A 23,367-nucleotide genomic window follows, 5' to 3' on the forward strand; every position below is an offset into this window, starting at 1 on the left:
GTCGACCTCACTCGCCGCGGCTCAGTTCCCGAATCCGAGCCAGCGTGTCGGCCTCCTCGGGCGGTTTCTCGCGGATAGCGACCAGTCGCGGAAAGCGGAGCGCCGCCCCCGAGTCGTAGTTCTGTGAGGTCTGTATCTCCTCGTACCCGACTTCGAGGACGAGGTCCGGGCGGAGGTCGACCGCCTTCCCCGACTCGCTCTCGACGAGCGGTTCGAGTCGCTCGGTGAGGTCGGCGAGCGTCTCGTCGGTGATGCCCGTCGCGACCTTTCCGACCGGAGCGAACCCTTCGTTCTCCCCTTCGACGCGCGCGGACACCTCGAACGTCCCGAGGAACGACGCGCGTCTCCCCTCGCCCCACTCCGCCCCCGTGACGACGAGGTCGAGCGTCTCCACGTCGGGCTTGCGCTTCAGCCAGTTCTTCCCGCGGCGACCGGGCGTGTACGTCGATTCGGGGTTCTTCAGCATGATGCCCTCGTGACCCGTCCGGAGCGCCCGTTCCTCGTGTGTCTCGACGGTTTCGAGGTCCGAGGCGAGCGTGAGTTCCGGGACGGTCTCGCCCTCGCCTTCGTCCTCGGCGTCGTCGACCACCGCCTCGAGGCGGGCGTGCCGTTCTGCGAAGGGAACGTCGAGCAGGTCCTCCCCGCTCGCGTGAAGACAGTCGAAGAGTCGAACGGCGACGGAGACCTCCTCCCGCGCCCGCTCGACGTCGTGCTTCCGTCTGAACCGACGGAGCACCTCCTGGAACGGCAGCGGCGCCCCGTCGTCGTCGACGGCGACCACCTCGCCGTCGAGGATGGCCGGTTCCGCGAGGGAGCGCTCCGCGAACTCCCCGACCTCGGGGAGGGCGTCGGTGACGTCGGCCATGTTTCGGGAGAACACCCACGTCTCCTCGCCGGAGTAGTGCAGTTGGATCCGCGCGCCGTCGAACTTGGTCTCGACGGCGACCGTCTCCCACGCGTCGAGCGCTTCTTCGGCCGTCCCCGCCTGCGCGAGCATCGCCTGGACGGGTCGACCGACTTCGAGCGACAGCCCCCGGAGCCCCGTCTCGCCCTCGTCGCGGGCGACCCGTGCCACGAGGCCGTAGTCGTTCGACACCTGCAGGGCGTGTTCGACCGCCTCCGGAGGGACCTCGAACGCGTCCGTCGTCGCGTCGCGGACGCTTCCGGCGCCGACGCCGACGCGCATCTCGCCGAGGACGAGACGGGCGAGGTAGCGCGCCTCGTCCGGCGTACACCGGTTGAACAGGCCGAAGAGGCGGTCCTCCTTCCGCGACTCGCTCCCGCCGCCGGCGGTGCCCGCGAGCGCGCGGAGTTCCTCGTCGACGACCGCGACCGTGAGTGCCGAGGCTGCGTCGTCGGTGAACGCGCCGAGCCCCTGTTGGCTCCCGAGGTCGAGTTCGGCCGCGACGTCGCCGACGTCGCCCGTCTCCGCCACCCGGCGCTCGACGTCGTCACCCGACACGTTCGGACCGGCCGCGCGAGCGAGGGCGGCGTAGCAGAGTCGCGGTCCGACGTCGAGCGTCGTCGCGTCCCACGCGGGGAAGACCCGCCCCTGCACGAACCGCGCGACGACCGGGAGGTCCGCGTCCGCGGCAGCGAACAGGTCGGCCACCGCGGCCACGATATCGGTGTCGGCCGACAGCGCTTCGACCCGGGTCAGCGCGTCGCAGAACGCGTCGAAGCGCATCGACTGGCTTGTCATCGGTCCACCCTCCGGGGAGCGACGGATAAACGCTTCCCCTTCGGGCTCAACCGAGCGATGCGGCGCGTTCAAGGGGTATGAGGAGAAACCGGGGGGTATGACCGCCGACCTCGCCGAGCGTGTCAAGGACGTCCTCGACGTCGACGCCGAGGCGTTCGAGGCACAGGCGCGGGCCGATGCCGAGGTAGTGAAGGAGGGACTGCGGGACGGGGTGTTCGACAACCATCAGGCCATCGTCGGCCTCGAGTACGAGTTCTACGCCGTCGCGGACGGCCGTTGGCGCGCCGACGACGAGGTGCACGCGCTCACGCGCGTCCCCCGGAGGCTCCTCGAACTCATCGGGTTCGAGAAGGAACTCGGCCTGCACAACGCCGAGATGACGACGTCGCCACAGCCGCTATCGGCGTACGGGCTACGGGCACAGGAGTCGGAGGTGAAAGCCCGCCTGGCCGCCGCGCTCGACTGCGCCCGGTCGGAGGGGATGCGCCTCGTGAGCGACGCGCTCTGGACCATCCCGCCCGCGGGCGAGACGGCGCGGGGGTACCTCACGGACGCCGTCGAAGTCGACGGGGTGCGCCTGGCGACGAACATGAGCGACGCCGTCCGCTACCACGCGATGGCTAACGGTCCCAACGCCCCCGAGTCGATGGGCGTCGACGCCCCGCACGTCTCCTTCGAGGCCCCGACGGTGATGCCCGAGAGCCTCATCACCTCCATCCAGCCCCACTATCAGGTCGCCCACGCCGCCGACCTCCCCACGTACTTCGGGTACGCGCTGCGGGTCGCGGGCCCGCTCCTCGCGCTCGGCGTCAACGCGCCGTTCTTCCCGCCGGACCTGTACGACGCGGGGACGAGCGCCGAGGAGGTTCTCGCCGACGGCTGGGACGAGGGGCGGATCACGGTGTTCGAGTCGGTGCTCAACGCCGAGGACTCCGAAAAAGTGCGGTTCCCCCGCGACGTCGACACCGTCGAGGAGGCGGTCGACCGCGTGGCGGGGGACCCGAGCGTCGTCCCGATGGCCGTCTCCGGCGGCGACCGCTACGACGACCGCTTCGCCACGCTCCGACGGAAACACGGTACCTACTGGCGGTGGGTCCGACCGGTGTTCGACGGCCCCACCCGTTCGGACGCGAACGCCCGAATCGAGTTCCGTCCCATCGGCGCACAGCCCACGGTACGGGACTCGGTCGCCTTCCAGGCGGCCTTCGCCGGGTTGATGGAGAGCCTCCCGCGGCGTGCGCATCCCGTGGAGGGACTCGACTGGGAGACGGCGCGGGAGAACTTCTACGCCGCCGCCCGCGACGGCATCGACGCGGACTTGACCTGGGTGACGAACGCCGGCGACACTACGACGAACGCCGCCGAACTGTACGACGACCTCCTCGACCACGCCGCCGACGGCCTCGAATCCGCCGGCTGTTCGGAGGCGGAGGCGGCGTACTACGTCGACCCGCTCCGGAGACGGGTGGAGACGGCCACGACACCCGCCGCGTGGAAGCGCAGCGAGGTTCGGACGCGACTCGACGACGGCGATGCGTTCGCTGACGCCGTTACGGGAATGCAGCGTTCGTACATCGGCCGCCAGAAAGAGACGCTGCTCGAAGGCTGTTTCACCGACTGGCTCTGACCCGTTCTCTTCCGTCCGGGTCGGGTCCGGCTATCGGTGTCGGCGGCGAACGCGGGACACGACCCGTGTATCGTCCCGCCTCGCCCGGTTGCACGTGCGCCCCTCATTTTTATTTGGATAGACAGCGATTGGAATATATTCGCGATGATGAGTCATTCAGTCGACAGTGTGAGGGTCGAAGCCCCGATCAGGCTGCTTCACGTCGACGACGACCAACTGCTCACGGGCCTGCTGAACGACCTCGTGGTCCAGAGCCACGACGACATCTCTCTACACTCGATGCACGACTGCGACGGCGTCCTCAGCTATCTCGAGACGAACGACGTGGACTGCGTGATCAGCGACTACGAGATGCCCGGGACGAACGGACTCGAACTGCTCGACGCGGTCCGCCAGCGGTGGCCGGATCTGCCGTTCATCCTCTTCACTGGGCAGGGCGACGAGGAGATAGCCGAAAAGGCGATCAACGCCGGCGTGACCGACTACGTCCAGAAGCGTTCCGGGGCGCTCCAGTTCGCGCTGCTGCTGAACCGGGTTCGGAAGGCGGTGGAACAGCGACGCGCCCGCGCCGCACTCGAGCGCGAACTCCGGATCGAGAAGGAACACTTCCGGATGGCGCTGGAGAACTCGCCGTTCGTCGCGTTCAGGCTGGACACGGACCTTCGATACACGTGGGTCGGTAACCCTCACGAGGACTTCGAGGTGGAGCAGGTCCTCGGCAAGCGCGACGACGAACTCCTCCCGCCGGAGGCCGCCGAGACGGTTATGGAGCCGAAGCGGCGGGCGCTGGAGACGGGCGAGCGCGTCCGCGAGGAGGTGACCTACGAGCTACCGAGCGGGGTCGTGACGTACGACCTCACCGTCGAACCGCTGCGCGACGAGTCGGGAGCGGTCGTGGGGCTGACCTGTGCCTCCCTGGACGTCACCGACCGCAAGGCGTACGAACGCCAACTCGAACGTGACTCTCAGCGCACCGAAGCCCAGTTCGAGCTGCTGGTCGACACCGTCGAGGACTACGCGATATTCCTCCTCGACCCGGACGGCCGCGTCCAGACGTGGAACCGGGGAGCCGAGAACATCAAGGGCTACGCGCGAGAGGAGGTCGTCGGCGAACACGTCTCGGTCTTCTACCCCGAGGACGACGTCGCGGCCGGCGTCCCCGAGCGCAACCTCCGCGAGGCGAAAGCCGAGGGGCACTTCCGAGGCGAGGGCTGGCGGGTACGAAAGGACGGTTCGACCTTCTGGGCGGACGTGCGACTCACGGCGATTCGGGAGGACGGAGAGTTCCTCGGCTACGCGAAAGTCACTCGCGACAGCACCGAGCAGAAGCGAGAACGCGACCTGCTCGAACGGAAAGAGCAGTTGGAGGACCTCATCTCGGCCATCTCCCACGACCTTCGGGGCCCCCTCTCCGTCGCCGCGGGAAACGTCGAGTTGGCCCGACGGACGGACGACCTCTCTCGACTCGACGCGACGAGCCAGGCGCTGGAGCGAGCGACAGAGCTACTCGACCACCTAGGGCGACTGGCGAAAGAGGGAACGCAGATTCTCACCCCGAAGCCGACCGACCTCTGCGAGGTGGCCGAGACGGCGTGGTCCCTCGTCGAGACGGGCGGCGCCGAACTCGTCGTCGAGGGGAGCCTGACCGTCGTCGCGGACCCCTCGCGCCTGCAGCAACTGTTCGAGAACCTGTTCGCGAACAGCGTCGCTCACGCCGGACCGGACGTGACTGTCTGGGTCGGTCCCCTCGACGAACGGGACGGGTTCTACGTCGAGGACGACGGCCCCGGCGTCCCCGAGACCGAACGGGCGAAGGTGTTCGAGATGGGCTACTCGACCGACACGGACGGCACGGGCTTCGGGCTCGCCATCTGCAATCAGATCGCCGACGCTCACGGGTGGGACATCGGCGTGACGGAGGGGCGACGGGGCGGGGCGCGCTTCGAGATGTCGAGCGTCGGCGTGGCGTGAGCGCGGTGGGAGCGGAGACGCTCCGCTGGCAGACGCTCGGTCTCTCGTGTCGCAGTGATGGTCAAGAAACCGCGGTTCGGTTCGACGGCGAGACGAGTCGCCGGCTCAGAGCAGTTCCGTGAACTCCTTGTACCGGTCTATCTCGACGCCGTCCTCCGTGACGACGGCGACGTTGATACCGTTACCCGAGGCGAGGTCGCGCTCGACGGCGCTCTTGATGGCACGGGCGGCGACGGTCTTCGCCTCCTCGATGGAGAGTCCCTCGTCGTACTCCTGTTCGAGCACACCCAACGCGTACTGGCTGCCCGACCCGGTGACGGTGTACTCCTCCTCGGTGGTGCCGCCGAGGGGGTCGATGCTGTAGATGTGGGGGCCCTCGTCGTCGACGCCTCCCAGAATCGGCTGGACGATGAGGAACGCGCCCGACCGGAGGAAGTTGGCCGTGAGCGTCGAGAGCGCCTGCATGCTCATGTTCTCGCCGCGACGGGACTCGTAGAGGCGCACTTCCGCCTTCAGCGAGCGGATGAGCGACTGGGCCGCCGAGACCGACCCGGCGATGGTGAGCGCACCGGTCGGGTGGATCTCCTCGACCTTCTGGACGTCCTTCGAGGCGACCATGTAGCCCGCGCTGGCGCGCATGTCCGTCGCGAGGACGACGCCTTCGTCGGTCTTGAGACCGACGGTCGTCGTCCCGGTCTTCATCTCCTTGGTGTCGCCTTCTCCCGCCGACTCTCGACGCTGGTCGGCGTTGGGGAACTCGCCGAGTTCCGGGCCGAACACCGGTCGAGAGCTGCTCGAGTCGAACCCGCCGGAGAAGTCGTCGTGGGTGGGGGTACGCATTGACGGACCTTGTCGTCCAGCGCTGATAAATGCAGTCCTTCCCCCGCCGTTGCCGCCTCGGCGAGAACGGGCAGGAGAGGTGTCGTCCCGCCGGTCGAGTGCCGTCTTTCGGGCGCCTCCCAGTCGTCGAACGGTTCGCTCGCGTCGCTCGGCGGTCGGGGTTCGTGTCTCGAAAACGAGCGGTCTCTCCTCAGCGCACGTCGGTTGCGTCGGCGGCTTCTGTGTACGCCTCGTCGAGCGTCTGTACGAGGCGACCGATCGGGAGCGTCACCCCGGCCCGACGTGCGAGCAGGGCGATGGGCATCAGGAGGATGCCGACGAAGACGGCGAACTGGTACGCGACCAGCAGGCCAGCGCGATACGTGGTTTCAATCATCTGCGTACTTCTCTGGCGGGGGGTTTGATACATAAGCTTTCTCCCTCGCCGGTCGAGGTGACCCCGCCGCTGTCATGCGATTCAACTGAACTTGCGGTAGAGACAACTCCGACTGAGTATCGAAAATGAATAAGGTACTGACGGGGTTACTCACGGCGAGTATTCCCATAAGTTATCGGCGTAATCGACAGGGGGTGCGCCTCTCTCACGGCCGCCCGGCGGCCAGTTGGACACGTGCGAGAGCGTGACCGCGGTCACGGCTGACATCCCCACGCACGGGGCGGTCGAACCGCAAGAGACGAAACCCTGAGCCTCGATTGACGGGTATGAGTAACTACCTCGTCGCGCTCGAAGCCGCGTGGCTCGTGCGGGACGTCGACGACGTCGACGACGCCATCGGCGTCGCCGTCAGTGAAGCCGGGAAACGACTGAACGATCAAAACAAGGAGTTCGTCGACGTGAACGTCGGCATCACCGGCTGTCCCTTCTGCGGGGAGGGGTTCGACTCGGCGTTCATCGCCGCCAACACGGCGCTGGTGGGGCTGGACCTCGAAATCGAGGTGTTCAACGCCGACAGCGAACAGCACGCCGCGCGCATCGCGAAGAGCGAGGTCGGCGGCGCCCTCCGGGACGTCCCGCTCTCGGTCATCGAGATCGTCGAGACCGAACCCGAGGACGAGTGAGCCCCACAACCTTTTTGTCATAACCTCTGGTTATACGGGCTATGGAACTCCCGACCCCGCAGGAACTGAAAGACCGCCGGGAGTCGCTCGAACTCACCCAGAGCGCGCTGGCGGAGATGGCCGACGTCTCCCAGCCGCTCATCGCCCGGATCGAGGGCGACGACGTCGACCCGCGGCTCTCGACGCTGCGACGCATCGTCAACGCGCTCAACGAGGCCGAGGGCGAGGTCGTCCGAGCCGCGGACGTGATGAACGAGAACGTCGTCTCCGTCTCGCCCGACGACTCGGTGCGCGAGGCACGCGACCGGATGCTCGAGGAGGGGTTCTCACAACTGCCGGTCATCCTCGACGGTCGCCCGCGTGGGTTCATCTCGAACAGCGACATCCGACACGTCCACGAGGACAACGTGACGGACCTCCCCGTGGCCGAGGTGATGCGCGAGTCGTTCACCACCGTCGAACCGGACGCGACGCTCGACGAGGTCGACAGCTACCTCGACCGCCACGACGCCGTCCTCGTCATGCAGGACGGGACGACCGTGGGAATCATCACCGATGCCGACATCGCGGCGCAGATGCCCTGAGTCCGCTCTTCTCTGGTGCTCGTCGCGGATGGGGCGCGTCTCGCCGGGTTCTTAGCGGTCGACGCGGCGTTCGATGCGGTCGACCATCGTGTCGGCGTACGCGCGGATAGCGTCCCCGTAACACAGCGGCTGGAGGAACTCGCGCTGCTCGGTCCACTCCTCGCCCTCGACGACGACGAGTCCCCGCCCGAACGCCTCGGTGAAATCGTCGGTCTTCTCGAACGCCTCCCGGTCGTCGACGAGCACCCGTTCGACGTACGCGGGGTGTGCGAGCACGTACGGACCGTCGGCTCCGAGGATATCAGGTCGACGACGTCGCCGTGTTCGGCGACGGACCGGTCGAGAAAGCCGAACGGGTCGCGGGCGAACGCGACCGTGTTCCCGAGGAGCGGGAGGCCCGCCGGCGACGGTGGCCGCTCGGTCATGGCTTGGTACCTGGCGGTTCGGTCGCCGTGAAGAACCTGTCCGTTCCCCCTCTCTGGCCGTTCGTGCGGTTCTCACCGTGTGCCGGTCGTCGTGGGGGCAGCGACAGCAGGCGGCGACCGACACCAGCCCTTCTCAGAGGTCGAGTCCGCGGACGGAGACGTTCGCCTCGTCCTCGCTCGCTTCGACGCGGCCGACCACGCGGCCCTCGGTCTCGGCAGCCAGTTTCTCGGCCGCTTCGGGCGGGAGGGTACAGACGAAGCCCGTTCCCATGTTGAACGTTCGGTGCATCTCCTCGTCTGAGACGTTTCCTTCCTCCTGGACGAACTCGAAGACGGAGTGGGGCTCGAACGGGTCGTCGACGACGTAGTCGAACTCGCCCATGCGTTTCAGGTTGGCCCAGCCGCCGCCGGTGACGTGTGCGGCGGCGTGGACGCCGTGTTCTCTCATGGGGTCGAGCAGGTGCGTGTAGATGCGGGTCGGTTCCAGGAGCGCCGCTCCGACGCTGTCGTAGTCGGGTTCGTCGTCCCCTCCTTCGATGGGATAGGGATCGGTGTACTCGTGGCGGCGGGTGGCCGCCGTCCGCGCCAGCGTGAGCCCGTTCGAGTGGATACCCGAGGAGCGAAAGCCCACGACGGCGTCCCCCTCTCTGGATTCGCCGTCGAACAGCGCCTCTTTCGCGGCGAGGCCCGCACAGGTGCCCGCGAGGTCGAGTCCTCTCACTACCTCGGGCATCACCGCCGTCTCGCCGCCGACGAGCGCGATGTCAGCCTCGTCGGCCCCGGCCTTGAGGCCCTCGCCGACCTGCGCCGAGAACGTCTCGTTCGGCTCGTCGACGGCGAGGTAGTCGACGAACGCGACGGGGCGAACCCCGGCGGCGACCATGTCGTTGACGTTCATCGCGATGCAGTCGATACCCACCGTCGAGTAGTCGCCCAGCGCCTCGGCGACGAGGAGCTTCGTCCCCACGCCGTCCGTCGCGAGCGCGAGGTAGCGGTCGCCGATGTCGAGCAGGCCGGCGTAGTCACCCGACCCGGCGTCGCCCGCGGCCGTGACGAGCGCCGCCGTCGCCGCCTCGCTCGCCTCGATGTCGACGCCGGTCTCGGCGTAGGTCAACCCCTCTCCCGAGTCGTCTGTCTCGTCCGCCTCGTCCGCGCCACCGTCCGTCCGCAGCGTCGGGCCGTCGGTCATGCCCGAACGCACCCACGGGTCGGGCAAGAAGCCCCCGGTTGTCGTCGCCGCGGCGGGCCGGACGCTTTGATACGACTTGAGCCGAGATAACGATTCAGCGGGCTCGATAAACTGTTTCGGGGACAGAGAAACCGTCGTGAAACGTTCGAAGGCACGAATAAACCGTCGTTTCCGGCGGTGAACGGTCCGGAATTCGAGCGAAACGGAGGCAACGCTCTCCCCCTTATATCGTGGTCCCGCTCCTACGGTGAACTGCCCATGTCCGGTGCCCACTCTCGAACGCAGTCCCCACGGTTCGGCTCCCTCCCGACCAGCGCGCTCGCGAACCTCTCCACGCTCGCCTCGAAGACGACTCGGGGCCTCGCGTTCTGGCTCGCCGTCGTCTTCCCGCTCGCGTACCTCCCCCTGCTGCCCGGTGGCATCGGAAGCGGCGAACTCCTCTCGTTCCTCGCGCTCCTCGCGGGGAACGTCCTCGCGCTGACCCTCGGACACGACCACGCCCGCTGACGCCTCGGCCCTCCGGTCCTCCACCCTGCCGTCCCCCCGGCCCTCCACCCTGCCCCTGCCCCGTCCCCTCCGCGCGACTCCGCCTCCATCCGCTCCCGACGGTCCTCCCACCGATTTCGCACCGCACGTGGTCCCCGACGCACTCACTCTCCCGACGACTTCCCGAGGTCCTCACTCGCCGTCGTCTGCTCCCGCTCGGTCCGCCGCGTCGAGCGTGTCGAGCGAGATGGTGTTCGGGAGGAGTTCACCCAGCGTGTACTCGCTCACCCGGTCGCCCTCGTCACAGATCACGACCAGGTCGTCGTCGCAGAACTCCGCGAGCGTCTGCCGACACATCCCGCACGGGGTGACGCCGTCGCGGACCCCCGAGGAGACGGCGACGCGCTCGAAGTCGGCGTGGCCGTTCTTGACCGCCGCCGCGATGGCGACCTCCTCGGCGTGCAGGCTGTTCGAGTAGTTGGCGTTCTCGATGTTACAGCCGGTGTAGACCGTCCCGTCGCTCGTGAGCAGCGCCGCCCCGACCCGGTACTCCGAGTACGGGACGTACGCGTCCGCGAGCGCCTCCCTGGCGGCGTCGACGAGGTCTGCGTCGGTCGGTCGCGTCGTGTCCGTCATGTGTGGGGGTTCGACGCTGCCGGTGAAATACCCCCGGATAGCGTCGACGGAGCGTGGTTCGTTTGACCCGTCGGCCACCGCGAACGAAACGGGCAGCGATAGTCGGATCGTGGGGGCCCTCTCGGTATTGCGTATCAGTGATGCGTGGCACAGTGGGGCCTTTCTGGGAGAGCGTGACGCTGAAAAGCGACGGAACGGCGACTGCGCGGTGCACGGACGCGGTGACCGCAACCACACCCTCTCCGGCCGATTCCTTCGGTCACTCCGCTCACTCAGCCATCCCCCGAAGCGGCTCTGCCGCTTCGAGCCGTTCACTCGGTTTCCTCACGTGACGTCACACGCTACCGATTTCTCTCTCTCATAGCTGTTGGCGCGCGATGAACGAGCGACCAGCGGGAGCGAGTGAACGCGCGAGGGTCCGCTCGCGGTTCCGTCCGCGAGCGACCGGTTGGGGAGGCACGAGGCTGCGGATCACCGCGCCCGTGTATCATGCACCATCCGGTTCTGTCCACCATCCGGTTCTGTCCACCATCCGGTTCTGTCCACCATCCGGTTCTCGCGGACACGGACGACCACGACTCCACCCGTCCGCCTTGCGATGTGCGTTCCCCGTACTCCTCACACGCCACCACTTCGGGCCTCGGCCGTTCGACACAGGAAGAAAGGGTCTATACGGTCGACTCCCAAGTTCCGCTGTGACTCCCGTGGCAGACGACAGCACCGACGGACGTCGGGTCTTCCTCGTGGTCGCCGTGACCGTGGTACTCATCGCGGGCGGCATCGGCTTCTTCGTCGGCGCGAACGGAGCCAGCGTCGCGCCGACGATCACTCTGTTCGGCGGACTCGTCCTGCCGACCACGCCGGTGACGATGGCCGTCTACGGGATGCTCCTGGCCGTCGTCTCGCTCGGCGTCCTCTTCGGTCTCGTCACGCTCGCGTCGCGGTTCGAGGACGTCGACGTCGACGCGGCCGAGGACCGGGAGTAGCCCCGCAGAAGCGGGCGGAACGGACCCCTTTTGTCCCTCCGATTCCGAGTACGAGTATGTCCAGCACGCTCGTCGAGGGGACGGGGAAGAACCGCAAGCGCGCCGCCCTGGCCGTGTTGCCGTTTCTCGGTATCGGGCTCGCGGACGTGGTGCTCCTCCTCTTCTGGGGTATCGAGCCGCTGTGGGGACTTGCTATCCTGCCACCGATCCTCTTCTGCTCGGTACTGGCGTGGATCGTCTTCAGCACGGACTTCCTCGAGGACCGGACCTGAGTTTTCCCGACGTTCCCCGACTCGCTGACTCGACGTCCGCTTACCGGCCGGTGTCGTACTTGTAGGTCGCGCTGTCGGGGTCGATGCCGAAGTCTTCCGGTTGTTCCTCGGGCGCGCTCTCTTCCGCCGCCGGGGCGGCGAGTTTGAACGCCTCGCGGAGGCGCTCGGGCATCTCGAACGCGTCGACCGCGAGCCGCATGGGAACGATGTCGCCGGCCATCGACTCACGCTTCGCCTCGAGTCGCTCCCGCAGCGGGTCGGGAAGGTCACCCTTTGGGACCGGTTCGAAGCCGAACTGTGCGAGGTAGGTCGGTTCGAGCGCGAACGAGTAGACCACGTCGAAGCCGGCGTCGCCGCTCTTCTCGACGAGACGCTCGACGACGTGCGCGCCGACGCCCTGTCCGCGCCACGCGTCGAGGACGCCCATGCCGGTGAGTTCGCAGTAGTCGTCCTCGTCGGTCTTGTGGACGCGAATCCGGCCGAAGCCGGCCTTCTCGTTCGACTCCTCGTCGAGCGCGACGACGTAGTCGCGAGAGCGGAACGCCGCGTCGTCCAGGCCCATCGCCTCGATGTGGTCGAGCAACCAGACCTCTTCCCTGTTTTTGGCATCCCGGACGTACATGCTCGGGAGTTAACGACGGTGTCGTAAAAGGGTTTGTCGGCGCCGGAGTCAGTACGGAATGACCGTCAGCGCGACCGCGAGGAACGGGATGAGGAGGATGAGCATCGTCACGGCGTATCCGAACATCTCACGGGCGCGGATGCCCGTGATACCGAGCAGCGGAAGCGCCCAGAACGGCTGGAAGAGGTTCGTGTGCGCGTCGCCGACGGCGTAGGCGATGGTCGCCTGTCCGGCGGGAACGCCGAGTTCGTTCGCCGCCGTGAGAATCGTGGTTCCGATGACGGTCCACTCGCCACCGCCGGAGGGAACGAAGACGTTGATGATGCCGGCCGTGACCCACGCGACCACGGGGAACGTCGCCGGCGTCGACAGCGAGACGAGCGCCTCTGCGAGCGTCTGAGAGAGCCCCGAGGCGTTCATCATCCCGATGATGCCGGCGTAGAACGGGAACTGCAGGATGATGCCGCTCGTGGCCGGCACCGCGTCCGAGAACGCCTCCTGGTACGCTGCCGGTCGGGTGAACAGCGCGAGACCGAGGAAGACGAAGAGGAAGTTGACCACGTTGAGGTTGAGCGCGCCCAGACCCTGCTGGACGAACGTCCACACCGAGAGCGCGACGCCGGTCAGCGCGATGACCGCCCCGAGCAGTCGGCTGTTGTCGATGCGGTCCCCTATCGTCTCGGACGCCTCGGCCGTGTCGGTCGCGCCGCCGTCGGCCGCCGCCGAACTGAGTTCCCGTTCCGGGACGTACTCCGTGATCGGCTCCGTCGCCTCCTCGGGCGGGGAGAGGAGGTACAGGACGATCGCGGTGTACACGATGCCGGTGACGACCAGTGCGAGCGTGTACGGGTGGAAGATGGTCTGTGAGGTGGAGATGAGTCCGCTGACGACTCCCTCTTGGATGAAGACGTTGTCGGGGGTGTTCATCAACAGCGGTGCGGACGCGGCGAGTCCCCAGTGCCACGTCAGCCCCATTCCCATGTAGCCGGCGACACAGAGGAGCGGGTAGTGAACGGAGAGTCCGCGCTCCCTCGCTTGTCGGCCCATCTCTCGGGCCATCACGGCCCCGACGATGAGACCGAGACCCCAGTGGACCCACGCGACGACCATCGAGATTACGCCCACGAGGACGACCGCCTGCTTGCCGTCGTTCGGCAGTCCCGTCAGCCACGCGATGCCGCTTTGGACCCACGGGTGGTACGCCAGCGCGTAGCCCGTCACGAGGATCAGCACCATCTGCATCGCGAACGTCAACAGCACCCAGAAGCCGTCCCGCCAGTACTGCGCCATGGCGACCGGTGACGCCCCTTCGACGACGACACCGGCGACGAACACGACGTACGTCAAGAGGACGGCGAAGAGGAACGGGCTCGGCATCCACCGCTCGACGCTGTCGGAGATTCGACTCCCGAACCGTTGTATCGCGGTCTCGTTGGTACTCGTCGACATACCGTTTCAACCGTCTCGAATTTCCCTCATAATCGTGCTGATTTGGACCCGTCCGAAAGATTAGGTAGATTCGCGGGACAGGTGCCGACATGGACCGCGTACCAGACCCCGACGAGGTCGTCCACGAACCGAGCGAGGAGTTCGTCGAGTCGACCAACGTCGCCGCGTTCATGCGCGAGTACGGTATCGACGACTACGACGAACTCATCGAGCGCACCACCTCCCGTGTCGAACACGTCGACGAGTCGGGCATCGAGTGGTTCTGGGACCTCCTTCCCGAGTATCTCGGTATCGACTTTGACACCCCCTACGACCAGGTCCGCGACGATACCGACGGCCCCCAGTTCTCGAAGTGGTATCCCGGCGGGGAGTTGAACCTCGCGCACAACGTGGTGGACCGACACGCCCACGTCGACTCTCAAACCAGAAACAAAATCGCGTGTCTCTGGGAAGGCGAACCCGGCGACGTCCGCGAGATTACCTACCACGAACTCGCCCGCCAGTCGAACAAAATCGCGAACTACCTCGAAGCGAGCGGCATCGACACCGGTGATACGGTCGGCCTGTACATGCCGATGGTCCCCGAGGTCATCTCCATCTTGTATGGGTGTTTCAAAGTCGGCGCCATCGCCGTCCCCATCTTTTCTGGATTCGGCGTCGAGGCCACCGCCACCCGAATCGAAGACTCCGAATGCTCGGTCCTCTTTACCGGTGATGGGTTCTATCGGAGAGGAAAGCCCCTGACGCTCAAAGAGAGCGCCGACGAGGCTATCGACGAGGCCGGCCACGTCGAACACACGGTCGTGTACGACCGGTTGGGCGACGACGCCGACGTCCCGATGCACGACCGAGACGAGTGGTGGTCAGAGGCCATCGAGACCCACTCGGACGCGTACGACACGAAATCGTTGCCCTCGAACCAGGAGTCGATGCTGCTGTACTCGTCGGGTACGACGGGCAAACCCAAGGGCATCGTCCACACCCACGCGGGGGTGCAGATGCAGTGTGCCAAAGAGATGTACTTCGGCTTCGACCACCAGCCCTCGGACCGGTTCTTCTGGGTGTCCGACATCGGCTGGATGATGGGCCCGTGGACGCTCATCGGCAACCACACGTTCGGGGCACCGTCTTCATGTACGAGGGCGCGCCCGACCATCCAGAGCCAGACCGGTTCTGGGAGATGATCGACCGCCACTCCCTGTCGACGTTCGGTATCTCGCCCACAGCAATCCGCGCCCTTCGCAAGCACGGCGACGAGTGGGTCGACGACCACGACCTCTCGTCGCTCCGACTCTTGGGGTCGACGGGCGAACCGTGGGACCCCGAGTCGTGGCAGTGGTTCTACGAGAACGTCGGTGGCGGGGACGCGCCCATCATCAACATCTCGGGGGGGACCGAAATCTGCGGGTGTTTCCTCATGCCGATGCCCACCCAGCCACTGAAACCCACCTCACTGGGCGGTCCAGGCCTGGGCATGGACATCGACATCGTGAACGACGCGGGTGACTCGATTGCGGACACGAACGAGCGGGGCTTTCTGGTCGCGCGCGACTCGTGTCCGTCGATGACCAAATCGCTCTGGGAGGGCGACGACCGATACCTCGAAGAGTACTGGTCGACGTGGGAGGACCTGTGGGACCACGGCGACTGGGCGCAAAAAGACGAAGACGGCTTCTGGTTTTTGCACGGACGGGCCGACGACGCGCTGAACGTCGCGGGACGCAAGGTGGGACCGGCCGAAATCGAAGGCGTGCTCACCGAACACGACTCGGTAAACCAGGCCGCGGCCGTGGGCGTCCCCGACGACACGACGGGGACCGCCGTCGTGGCCTATGTGGTGCTCGAAGACGGTTTCGAGGGAAGCGACGACCTCCGCGCGGAGCTATCGGCGCTGGTGGGCGAGGAACACGGCAAGCCGTTCCGCCCGCGCGAACTCCTGTTCGTCTCGGAGCTCCCCAAAACCCAGTCGGGCAAGATCATCCGCCGGGCCATCTCGTCGATCTACCAGGGCGAAGACCTCGGCGACATGTCGAGCATCGAGAACCCCGCCGCGCTCGACGAACTCCGAGACGCCGCCTGATGGGTGGGTAGTCGGGCCGAGAGTCAGAGCGGCACGTCGGCGGCGCGGCAGGCCCGCGGTTCGGGCGGGTTCTCGTCGTCGTCCCCGACGACGGCGACGTCGGCCGACGCTCCCTCGTCGGGGACGACGACCGTCCCCCCGGCCAGAATCGGCGCAACGAGACCGGCCGCGACCACGTGTGGCTGGACGAGCGGCCCGCGGACGGCGATTCGACTGGCCTCGCCGAGGTCGAACGCGTCGACGACGGCGCGGGCGGCGTCGAGGAGGTCCGCGTGGGTGTACGTCTCCTCACCTCCCGCGAGCAGCGGGTCGGCCGGGTCGACGTCGGTCGGGTGAACGGCAGGATTCTCGCTCCACAGTTCCTTCTCCCAGTGGAGCGTGGTCGCCTGCGCGGGCGCACCGCCGTAGGTGGCGAGTTTCGTGCTCGGACCGGGAGAGACGGTTTCCTCGTCCGCGACGGGGAGCAAGAGGACGCGCGGGTCGCCCGTCGCTGCCGCCTCACCGTCCACGAACCGGGTCGTCGCCCCGAGTTGACCGGCGCCGTAGAACGCCCAGAGCGGGTGGCGACCGACGCCGCCGCCGACGGCGACGGTCGCACCCTCGCGGACGCCGAGATACCGGAGGACGTTCCCCGCCTTGTACGCGGTCGTACAGAAGTCGTGATACGAGACGGAGCGGTTCGTCTCGGCGGCGTAAAACGCGGGGCGTTCGCTCCGCCGGTCGCGGGCGACGAGGTCTCCGAGAACGTCCATACCTGGGGTAAGCGAGTCGCTCCCAAAGGTCGAGCGGTTCGAGACGCACGCCGAACGGTCGACGTGGACGAACCCGGGACCGTCACGGCGGTGGATGAGTACGATGGTAGTGAACAGATATCGGCCAGTAAACATAATAATCATTGGCCCGACAAATGGCTGAGGTATCAGTACAATGTCCATGAGAGCTGTCGTGTACAAGGGACCGAAAGAGGTAGCCGTCGAAGAAGTAGACGAGCCAGAGCTCCAACATCCGAACGACGTCCTGATCGACATCACGACGTCGTGCATCTGTGGGTCGGACCTCCACATGTACGAGGGCCGAACCGCGGCCGAAGAGGGGATCGTCTTCGGCCACGAGAACATGGGAATCGTCACCGAGGTCGGTGACGGCGTCTCGACGCTGGAGGAGGGCGACCGGGTCGTCGCACCGTTCAACGTCGCGTGTGGCTTCTGTCAGAACTGTGAGAACGGCTACACCGGCTTCTGTACGAACGTCAACCCCGGCTTCGCCGGCGGGGCGTACGGCTACGTCGCGATGGGTCCGTACAAGGGCGGACAGGCCGAGAAGCTCCGCATCCCCTATGCGGACTTCAACGCGCTCAAACTCCCCGAGGGAGACGAACACGAGGACGCCTTCGCGCTACTGGCCGACATCTTCCCGACAGGGTGGCACGGGACGGAACTGGCGAACCTCCAGCCCGGCGAGTCGGTCGCCATCTTCGGTGCCGGCCCGGTCGGGCTGATGGCCGCCTACAGCGCGAAGATCAAGGGCGCGTCGAAGATTTACTCCGTCGACCGCGTTCCGAGTCGATTGGACCTGGCCGAAGAACACTGTGACGCCACGCCCATCAACTTCGAGGAGGGCGACCCCGTCGAGCAGATCATCGACGACCACGGGGGCGAAGTCGACAAGGGCGTCGACGCCGTCGGCTACCAGGCCATCGACCCCGAGACCGACCCCGGCTCCGACGCGTACGACCCGGCCCGCGAGAACCCGGCCGTGGTCCTGAATCAGCTCATCCAGGTCGTCCGACCCACGGGCGAACTCGGGATTCCGGGCCTGTACGTCCCCTCCGACCCCGGCGCACCCGACGAGATGGCCGCGCAAGGCCGGCTGGGAATCGACTTCGGTAAACTGTTCGAGAAGGGCCAGAAGCTCGGCACGGGCCAGTGCAACGTCAAGGAGTACAACCGCGAACTTCGTGACCTCATCATCGAGGGCCGCGCGGACCCCTCGTGGGTCGTCTCCCACCGGGTCAACCTCGACGAGGCGCCCGAGATGTACGAGGCGTTCGACAAGCGCGAAGAGGGCGTCACGAAGGTCCTGCTGGAACCCTAGCGCAGCAGCGCTCCACCGCTCGATTTCTTTTCCGACGTCACCCACGGAGCCACACCTGCGGGTGGGCGTCGCGCAGGTGGTCCTGATACCGCCGCACGAGTTCCGGATACCCCATCGCGACGGTCGACCACTCGCAGTGGTCACACCGCCCGGTCACCCGGTCGGCACCGTCGGTGGACCGTTCGAGCACCATGTCCGTCGATAGGAAACGGAGACGCGTGTACCTGTCGCCGGGACGGTGACCCGAGAGAGCGAGCGAGGCTGCGACGGGCCGGCCAGTCGGAAAATCTCAGACGCGGAGCCAGGCTTTCGGGTGAGAGGCGCGAAGGTGGTCCTGGTAGAACTTGACCATCTCCGGGTACGACGTCGTTATCGCCGTCCACTCGCAGTGGTCACACCGACCGGTGACCGCGGTTCGCCGTTGCCGTGAGGGTTTGTAGCACATACCACCCGTCGACTGGTATTTATTATGTATCTTCTGGCCTGGTTCTCAGCGCTGAGAGCGCTCACGCGCCGCGAGGCGTCCGGTGTCACTGTCGTCGTGTTCGACCGACATTCCTGCTGAACTGACAATTTGTTAAGTGTCATCGTTCCGAATCCCGTGTCATGACTTCTCGGGAGACGGTCCGGCGGCCCGGACGAACCGTTCGCTGTCGTGGGTGGTGGCGGGTCGCTGCCGTGGCCGTCGTGACGCTTCTCGTGTGTACGACGGCGGCCGTCGCCGCGCCATCTCTCCCCGCCGGCGACGTGTCGTCTCCGGCGGGGACGGCCGTCACCGGTTGTACCACCATCGACACCCCCGGACGATACGTCCTCACCACGGACCTTCGGGCGCCACCAGGGACCGACGTCTGCCTGTACGTCCGCGCGAGCGACGTGCGTCTCCGAGGTGGTGGTCACCGTATCGACGGACGCGGGAGCGGCACGGTCGGCGTGGGCGTCGGCTCCCGGGCCGGGGTTTCGAACGTGACCGTCTCGAACGTGACCGTCTCCGGGTGGCGCGTCGGCGTCGGGTTCGGGAACGTCGACGGCGGGTCGGTGACGGACGTCGAAGCGCGAGGGAACGGCGACGGGGTTCGACTCGCGCGGACACGTGAGATTCGGGTCAGAGACGCCGTCGCCGTCGACAACGACGGGGCGGGCGTCCGCGTCTCGGACGGGAGTGCGAACAGCGCCGTCGTCGGTCTCTCCGCGTTCGGAAACCAGCGGGGTGTCCTCGTGGAGCGATCAACGGACACTGCTATCGTCGACGGTCGGCTCATCGGCACCGAACGGAGCGGGGTTCACCTCCAGAACGCTAGGAACAGCACGCTCCGCGGGACTGTCGTCGTCGGGAGCGGGCAGTACGGCGTCGAGGTCGCCCAGTCGTCGGGGGTTCGACTCTCGAACGCCGCGGTCGACAGACCGGGACAGACCGGCATCGAAGTCACGAACAGTCGGGACGTCACGCTCGTCGAGAGCGAGGTGAGAGACAGCGAGGCCCACGGCGTCGAAATCTTCTCCACGAGCGGGTCGCTCCTCCGGGACGTTCGGGTCGAAGACAGTCGAGGCGTCGGGGTCCGTCTCGGCGGCGCGCCGAACAACGCGCTCCGGAACCTCACGGTCGAGGGCGGCGAGGTCGGCGTGTTCCTCTCCGGGAGTCGCTCGACGGACGTCCGGGGCATAACTGCGGTCGACGCCGACGTCGGCGTCCGGTTGCTGCGGACCGACGACAGTCGCCTCCGCGACGTTCGGGTCCGTGAGGTCGGGTCGGCGTCGTACAGCGAGACGCCCGTCGGCGTCCACCTCGACGACGCAGCGGGGAACGTCCTCGTGAACACGACGGTCAGCGGCGATCCCGGCACGGTAACGAGTACCGGCGTCCACGTCGAAGAGGGCGTCGGGAATCGGGTTTCGACGCTGACCGTCACCGAAACCGAACTCGCCGTGTGGATCCAGGACGGCCGGGATCACCTGATCGAGAACGCGACGGTCGAGCGGAACGAGGACCCCGTGGTCGGCAGGGGGACCGAGGGACTGTCGTTCGTCGGGGTCACTGCGAGAGACAACGACGCCGGGGTCGACCTCCGGGGCGCCCCCGGCGCACGCCTCGTCGGAGTGCGCGTGACCGAGAACGAGGTCGACTCCAACCGCGCGAGCCTCGAACTGTCGGGTGACGATGTTCAGGTCACGGAGAGCCTCGTCCGCGACAACAACGGGGCCGGTCTCGTGGTGTCGCGTTCGAGAGAGAGCGTCGTCTCGGACACCGTCGTGCGCGGCAACGCGGGGCACGGACTCCGACTGGCCGGCACCCGTGACACTCGGGCCACGAACGTCACCGTCTCGAACAACGAAGGCGACGGGGTCGTCATCGCTCCCGACTCGGGAGACTGGCGACAGGACCCGCTCGCGCCCGCGAACAACACGCTCTCGGCCAGCACCGTTACGGAGAACTTCGGCGACGGTCTCACTATCAGCGACGCCTCGAACACCACCCTCCGCGGCGTCACGGTGACGAACAACCGTGCGGGCATCGACCTCGACGCGAGTCCGGGGACGGCCGTCACCGACGCAGTCGTCCGAGCCAACGCCGGAAACGGCGTCAGTATCGCCGATGGCTCGAACGGGGCCACGGTCGCGGGAGTCGACGTCTCACGGAACGCGCAGGTCGGCCTCAGCGTGACCGAGAGCGACGGGGTCGGGGTCGTCGACGTGGCGGTGCACCGAAACTTCGACGACGGCATCGAGGTCAGGCGGTCGGACCGGTTCACGGTCGAGTCGGCCGACACGACCGACAACGGCTGGAGCGGGATATACATCGAGAGCAGTCGGGACGCACGCGTGAGGAACGTGACGGCCGACGGGAACCGGGCCGACGGTATCGACCTGTGGGGCGTCGAGGGCTGGTCCGTGGTCGACAGCGTCGCGACCGACAACCGCAACGCCGGCATCGGTCCGACCGGCAGCGACGACGGGAGGATAACCGAGAGCAGGGTCGTCGGGAACGACCAGGGAATCTGGGCCAGCGGGGAGAACAACAGCTACACGGACAACGTCGCGGCGCGAAACGAGATGGGCTTCCTGGTGTCGTCGCCGGGTCGAACCCTCGTCCGGAACAACAGCGCCGTCGGGAACGCCGAACTGGGTATCAGAGCGAGCGGGCGGGCCGTCGTCGCGGACAACGAGGTCAGAGAGAACGGTGCGGGCGTCCGAGACGACGGCTTCAGCCACGGCGGGGTCGTCGTCTCGAACAACGTCCGGGTCGACCGAAACCGCGTGGTCGACAACGACGGCGTCGGCGTCCTGGTCAGAGAGTCGAACGTCGCCGTCCGCGACAACCGCATCGCGGGGAACGCCGACGCCGGCGTCGAACTCGTCGGGACGACGAACACGACCGTCGCGGGGAACGTCGTCTCGGACAACGAACACGGCGTCGTCGTCGACTTCGGTCGGCAGAGCGACCGGCAGGGGCGGAGTATCACGCCCTCCCTGGCGACGACCATCGAGGACAACGTCGTGGAGAGCAGGCGGGTGAACGTGCTGGTCCGGGGCGGGAACGACACCCGCGTCCTCGACAACCGACTCGTCGACGGCAGGGTCGGCGTCCGGGTCGAACCGATCACGTTCCTCGGACCCGGTCGAGAGCGGGAAGCGACCGGCGTCGAGGTGCACGACAACCTGCTCGCGGACAACCGGGCGTTCGGCGTCGAGAACGTCGGCAGGACGGTCGTAAACGCGACCGAAAACGGCTGGGGAGCGCCGGACGGCCCGTCGAGTCCCACTGACCCCGACGCGCCGTTCGCCGACCCCGTCACCGGCGCGCTCGCCGACGGCGGCGGCGACGCCGTGTCGGAGAACCGCACCGACTCCGGCGTCTCGAACGTCCGGTTCGACCCGTATCAGTCGACGAACGCTTCGGTCTCGACTTCGGACGCACGCGCGGAGCGCGACGACGGGGAGTGACCGACTCCCGTCCGCTTCCCGTCCGCTTCCCGCCCGCTCCCGTTCGCCGCGCGGAGAAGCCTCTTGACGGTGCCGCCCCTGAGTCGACCCATGTGCATGTACTGTACGTTCCGCGAGGACGGCTGGACGGCGCTTCTCGACTACGACGACGTCTATCAGGAGGCCATCGCGGCCCAGCGGGCGCGGGAGACGAACTACGGCTTCTACGAGGAGTGGGACGACCTCCGCGAGCAGGTCACGCCGGGAACGGGTCGGTGACGCTGTCGAGCGACTCCGACTCCCCGACGAGACAGGCGTCGAGTTCCCGTCTGATCTCTGCCTCGTCCATGTCCGTCCCGATGAACACCAGTCGCGTCCGGCGGTCGTCGCGCTCGTCCCACGCGCCGAGCGGACCGGCCTGTACCGAAGGGCCGGCCTGGCTCAACCCCATCACGGTGTCGGGCCGACCCGCGAGTTTGAAGAATCCCTTCGCCCGTACGACGTCGCCGCGCCACTCGTCGAGCCACGCGTCGAACCGCTCGGGGTGGAACGGTTCGTCCGTCTCGTAGGTGAACGTCGACACGGCGTGAGAGGCACCGGCGTGATGGTGTTCGGTATCTCCGTGGTGGTCTCCTCCTCCTTCGTCTCCGTGTTCGTGACCGTGCCCGCCCTCCCCGGCGAGGTGTCGTTTCCATCCCGCCGCGCGTCGGGCCTCGCTGAACTCGAATCGGCCGGTGCCGAGGACGGCGTCGGGGGGGATCTCCGAGTACTCCGTTCGGTACAGGACCGCTCGTGGCTGGAGTTCGCGCACCAGCGCCTCCACCTCGTCGAGCGCGTCGTCCGGGACGGTGTCGCACTTGTTCAGGAGGAGGACGTCACAGAACTCGATCTGGTCGACGAACACCTCCGAGAGCGACCGTCCCCCGCCCGCGGAGTCCTCCCGGTTCGTCGCGGGGTCGAACTCCTTCCAGAAGCCGTACGCGTCGACGACCGAGACCATCGTGTCGAGGCGGAACCGTTCGGTCGGGTCGATATCCGACTCCTCCGTCCCCAGCGTGAACGCCTGTGCGATGGGGACGGGTTCGGAGACGCCGGACGCCTCGACCACCAGGTAGTCGAACGTCCGTTCCTCGGCGAGACGCGACACCTCCGTCAGGAGGTCACCCTGCAGACCACAGCAGATGCACCCGTTCGAGAGGTCGACGACGCCCGTCTCCTCGTTCTCCTCCTCGATGAGTTCGGCGTCGACGTTCACGTCGCCGACGTCGTTGACGACGACGGCGATAGTCCGGTCGGCGGGGTTCGCGAGCAGTCGGTTGACGAGCGTCGTCTTCCCCGCGCCGAGCGCACCGCTGAGTACCGTCACGGGGATGCGGTCGTCGGAGCCGTCGGTCATAGGCGTCGTTCGGACCGAGCGGTAATAA

Annotated in this window: 22 protein-coding genes and 1 pseudogene; 11 read left to right on the forward strand and 12 right to left on the reverse strand. The window is 67.1% G+C overall.

Features of this window, described 5'->3' with window-relative positions; translation table 11 throughout:
- Window positions 1-7: 7 nt before the first annotated feature.
- Window positions 8-1,687 carry an ATP-dependent DNA ligase LigA gene (gene ligA, locus C2R22_RS09595; RefSeq protein WP_103427632.1) on the reverse strand — a complete coding sequence of 560 codons (1,680 nt, stop codon included), beginning with the start codon at window positions 1,685-1,687 and terminating at the stop codon, window positions 8-10.
- 112 nt (window positions 1,688-1,799) lie between these two features.
- On the opposite strand from ligA, the gene C2R22_RS09600 reads away from it, so the two are divergent.
- Window positions 1,800-3,329, forward strand: coding sequence for a glutamate--cysteine ligase family protein (locus C2R22_RS09600; RefSeq protein ID WP_103425558.1), 1,530 nt, complete (start codon window positions 1,800-1,802; stop codon window positions 3,327-3,329).
- 168 nt (window positions 3,330-3,497) lie between these two features.
- On the forward strand, window positions 3,498-5,300 hold the full coding sequence (locus tag C2R22_RS09605) for a hybrid sensor histidine kinase/response regulator (RefSeq protein ID WP_162562441.1): 1,803 nt from the start codon (window positions 3,498-3,500) through the stop codon (window positions 5,298-5,300).
- A gap of 105 nt (window positions 5,301-5,405) precedes the next feature.
- Here C2R22_RS09605 and psmB read toward each other — a convergent pair whose 3' ends face one another.
- Entirely contained in the window at window positions 5,406-6,140 is a 735-nt protein-coding gene (psmB, locus tag C2R22_RS09610; RefSeq protein WP_103425560.1) for an archaeal proteasome endopeptidase complex subunit beta, read from the reverse strand.
- A 190-nt stretch (window positions 6,141-6,330) separates the two neighbouring features.
- Window positions 6,331-6,516, reverse strand: coding sequence for a hypothetical protein (locus tag C2R22_RS09615; RefSeq protein WP_103425561.1), 186 nt, complete (start codon window positions 6,514-6,516; stop codon window positions 6,331-6,333).
- A 326-nt stretch (window positions 6,517-6,842) separates the two neighbouring features.
- Here C2R22_RS09615 and C2R22_RS09620 point away from each other — a divergent pair, with 326 nt between their 5' ends.
- Together C2R22_RS09620 and C2R22_RS09625 are read left to right on the forward strand one after the other, a co-directional pair.
- Entirely contained in the window at window positions 6,843-7,199 is a 357-nt protein-coding gene (locus C2R22_RS09620; RefSeq protein ID WP_103425562.1) for a DUF555 domain-containing protein, read from the forward strand.
- A gap of 41 nt (window positions 7,200-7,240) precedes the next feature.
- Entirely contained in the window at window positions 7,241-7,783 is a 543-nt protein-coding gene (locus tag C2R22_RS09625; protein ID WP_103425563.1) for a CBS domain-containing protein, read from the forward strand.
- A gap of 51 nt (window positions 7,784-7,834) precedes the next feature.
- Here C2R22_RS09625 and C2R22_RS09630 read toward each other — a convergent pair whose 3' ends face one another.
- On the reverse strand, window positions 7,835-8,059 hold the full coding sequence (locus C2R22_RS09630) for a hypothetical protein (protein ID WP_103425564.1): 225 nt from the start codon (window positions 8,057-8,059) through the stop codon (window positions 7,835-7,837).
- Between the two features lie 282 nt (window positions 8,060-8,341).
- Complete coding sequence (gene purM, locus C2R22_RS09640; protein WP_103425566.1) at window positions 8,342-9,397, reverse strand: phosphoribosylformylglycinamidine cyclo-ligase; 1,056 nt, start codon at window positions 9,395-9,397, stop codon at window positions 8,342-8,344.
- A 258-nt stretch (window positions 9,398-9,655) separates the two neighbouring features.
- Here purM and C2R22_RS09645 point away from each other — a divergent pair, with 258 nt between their 5' ends.
- On the forward strand, window positions 9,656-9,904 hold the full coding sequence (locus C2R22_RS09645; RefSeq protein ID WP_103425567.1) for a hypothetical protein: 249 nt from the start codon (window positions 9,656-9,658) through the stop codon (window positions 9,902-9,904).
- A gap of 171 nt (window positions 9,905-10,075) precedes the next feature.
- On the opposite strand, the gene cdd is transcribed toward C2R22_RS09645, so the two are convergent.
- Complete coding sequence (gene cdd / locus C2R22_RS09650; protein ID WP_103425568.1) at window positions 10,076-10,519, reverse strand: cytidine deaminase; 444 nt, start codon at window positions 10,517-10,519, stop codon at window positions 10,076-10,078.
- A 704-nt stretch (window positions 10,520-11,223) separates the two neighbouring features.
- Between cdd and C2R22_RS09655 the strand changes: the two genes are divergently transcribed.
- Window positions 11,224-11,505, forward strand: a complete 282-nt coding sequence (locus C2R22_RS09655; protein ID WP_103425569.1) for a DUF7520 family protein — start codon at window positions 11,224-11,226, stop codon at window positions 11,503-11,505.
- Window positions 11,506-11,561: 56 nt separating this feature from the next.
- Window positions 11,562-11,777 carry a hypothetical protein gene (locus C2R22_RS09660; protein WP_103425570.1) on the forward strand — a complete coding sequence of 72 codons (216 nt, stop codon included), beginning with the start codon at window positions 11,562-11,564 and terminating at the stop codon, window positions 11,775-11,777.
- A gap of 40 nt (window positions 11,778-11,817) precedes the next feature.
- Here the strand turns inward: C2R22_RS09660 and C2R22_RS09665 are convergent, their stop codons facing one another.
- Both C2R22_RS09665 and C2R22_RS09670 read right to left on the reverse strand, forming a co-directional pair.
- A complete protein-coding gene (locus C2R22_RS09665) occupies window positions 11,818-12,399 on the reverse strand; it encodes a GNAT family N-acetyltransferase (RefSeq protein ID WP_103425571.1) in 582 nt (193 codons plus the stop codon).
- A gap of 48 nt (window positions 12,400-12,447) precedes the next feature.
- A complete protein-coding gene (locus tag C2R22_RS09670) occupies window positions 12,448-13,848 on the reverse strand; it encodes a short-chain fatty acid transporter (protein WP_103425572.1) in 1,401 nt (466 codons plus the stop codon).
- 89 nt (window positions 13,849-13,937) lie between these two features.
- Here C2R22_RS09670 and C2R22_RS09675 point away from each other — a divergent pair.
- A pseudogene (locus C2R22_RS09675) lies at window positions 13,938-15,928 on the forward strand (AMP-binding protein).
- Window positions 15,929-15,951: 23 nt separating this feature from the next.
- Here C2R22_RS09675 and C2R22_RS09680 read toward each other — a convergent pair.
- Entirely contained in the window at window positions 15,952-16,680 is a 729-nt protein-coding gene (locus C2R22_RS09680; RefSeq protein WP_103427633.1) for an acyl-CoA synthetase family protein, read from the reverse strand.
- 181 nt (window positions 16,681-16,861) lie between these two features.
- On the opposite strand from C2R22_RS09680, the gene C2R22_RS09685 reads away from it, so the two are divergent.
- A complete protein-coding gene (locus C2R22_RS09685; RefSeq protein ID WP_103425573.1) occupies window positions 16,862-18,022 on the forward strand; it encodes a glutathione-independent formaldehyde dehydrogenase in 1,161 nt (386 codons plus the stop codon).
- Window positions 18,023-18,059: 37 nt separating this feature from the next.
- Here C2R22_RS09685 and C2R22_RS25600 read toward each other — a convergent pair whose 3' ends face one another.
- Complete coding sequence (locus tag C2R22_RS25600) at window positions 18,060-18,215, reverse strand: hypothetical protein (protein WP_173862790.1); 156 nt, start codon at window positions 18,213-18,215, stop codon at window positions 18,060-18,062.
- A 96-nt stretch (window positions 18,216-18,311) separates the two neighbouring features.
- Window positions 18,312-18,467 (reverse strand): hypothetical protein, encoded by a 156-nt coding sequence (locus C2R22_RS25605; protein ID WP_173862791.1) that lies wholly within the window; start codon window positions 18,465-18,467, stop codon window positions 18,312-18,314.
- 161 nt (window positions 18,468-18,628) lie between these two features.
- Between C2R22_RS25605 and C2R22_RS09690 the strand changes: the two genes are divergently transcribed.
- The gene (locus C2R22_RS09690) at window positions 18,629-21,964 is read left to right on the forward strand and encodes a right-handed parallel beta-helix repeat-containing protein (protein WP_103425574.1); all 3,336 of its coding nucleotides are present in this window, start codon (window positions 18,629-18,631) and stop codon (window positions 21,962-21,964) included.
- Window positions 21,965-22,054: 90 nt separating this feature from the next.
- Window positions 22,055-22,222 carry a hypothetical protein gene (locus C2R22_RS25610; protein WP_173862792.1) on the forward strand — a complete coding sequence of 56 codons (168 nt, stop codon included), beginning with the start codon at window positions 22,055-22,057 and terminating at the stop codon, window positions 22,220-22,222.
- Here the strand turns inward: C2R22_RS25610 and C2R22_RS09695 are convergent.
- Window positions 22,200-23,339, reverse strand: a complete 1,140-nt coding sequence (locus C2R22_RS09695) for a CobW family GTP-binding protein (protein ID WP_103425575.1) — start codon at window positions 23,337-23,339, stop codon at window positions 22,200-22,202. The two genes, C2R22_RS25610 and C2R22_RS09695, sit on opposite strands and share 23 nt — an antisense overlap.
- Window positions 23,340-23,367 lie beyond the last annotated feature (28 nt).

It is taken from the genome of Salinigranum rubrum (genome assembly GCF_002906575.1).
In the GTDB taxonomy this organism is placed as follows: domain Archaea; phylum Halobacteriota; class Halobacteria; order Halobacteriales; family Haloferacaceae; genus Salinigranum; species Salinigranum rubrum.

Excerpts from the sequence above, each read along its gene's own strand:
- ligA (WP_103427632.1), bottom strand. The coding sequence starts at position 1,687 with ATGCGCTTCGACGCGTTCTGCGACGCGCTGACCCGGGTCGAAGCGCTG.
- C2R22_RS09600 (WP_103425558.1), top strand. The coding sequence starts at position 1,800 with ATGACCGCCGACCTCGCCGAGCGTGTCAAGGACGTCCTCGACGTCGAC.
- psmB (WP_103425560.1), bottom strand. The coding sequence starts at position 6,140 with ATGCGTACCCCCACCCACGACGACTTCTCCGGCGGGTTCGACTCGAGC.
- C2R22_RS09615 (WP_103425561.1), bottom strand. The coding sequence starts at position 6,516 with ATGATTGAAACCACGTATCGCGCTGGCCTGCTGGTCGCGTACCAGTTC.
- C2R22_RS09620 (WP_103425562.1), top strand. The coding sequence starts at position 6,843 with ATGAGTAACTACCTCGTCGCGCTCGAAGCCGCGTGGCTCGTGCGGGAC.
- C2R22_RS09625 (WP_103425563.1), top strand. The coding sequence starts at position 7,241 with ATGGAACTCCCGACCCCGCAGGAACTGAAAGACCGCCGGGAGTCGCTC.
- purM (WP_103425566.1), bottom strand. The coding sequence starts at position 9,397 with ATGACCGACGGCCCGACGCTGCGGACGGACGGTGGCGCGGACGAGGCG.
- C2R22_RS09645 (WP_103425567.1), top strand. The coding sequence starts at position 9,656 with ATGTCCGGTGCCCACTCTCGAACGCAGTCCCCACGGTTCGGCTCCCTC.
- cdd (WP_103425568.1), bottom strand. The coding sequence starts at position 10,519 with ATGACGGACACGACGCGACCGACCGACGCAGACCTCGTCGACGCCGCC.
- C2R22_RS09660 (WP_103425570.1), top strand. The coding sequence starts at position 11,562 with ATGTCCAGCACGCTCGTCGAGGGGACGGGGAAGAACCGCAAGCGCGCC.
- C2R22_RS09665 (WP_103425571.1), bottom strand. The coding sequence starts at position 12,399 with ATGTACGTCCGGGATGCCAAAAACAGGGAAGAGGTCTGGTTGCTCGAC.
- C2R22_RS09670 (WP_103425572.1), bottom strand. The coding sequence starts at position 13,848 with ATGTCGACGAGTACCAACGAGACCGCGATACAACGGTTCGGGAGTCGA.
- C2R22_RS09680 (WP_103427633.1), bottom strand. The coding sequence starts at position 16,680 with ATGGACGTTCTCGGAGACCTCGTCGCCCGCGACCGGCGGAGCGAACGC.
- C2R22_RS09685 (WP_103425573.1), top strand. The coding sequence starts at position 16,862 with ATGAGAGCTGTCGTGTACAAGGGACCGAAAGAGGTAGCCGTCGAAGAA.
- C2R22_RS25600 (WP_173862790.1), bottom strand. The coding sequence starts at position 18,215 with ATGGTGCTCGAACGGTCCACCGACGGTGCCGACCGGGTGACCGGGCGG.
- C2R22_RS25605 (WP_173862791.1), bottom strand. The coding sequence starts at position 18,467 with ATGTGCTACAAACCCTCACGGCAACGGCGAACCGCGGTCACCGGTCGG.
- C2R22_RS09690 (WP_103425574.1), top strand. The coding sequence starts at position 18,629 with ATGACTTCTCGGGAGACGGTCCGGCGGCCCGGACGAACCGTTCGCTGT.
- C2R22_RS25610 (WP_173862792.1), top strand. The coding sequence starts at position 22,055 with ATGTGCATGTACTGTACGTTCCGCGAGGACGGCTGGACGGCGCTTCTC.
- C2R22_RS09695 (WP_103425575.1), bottom strand. The coding sequence starts at position 23,339 with ATGACCGACGGCTCCGACGACCGCATCCCCGTGACGGTACTCAGCGGT.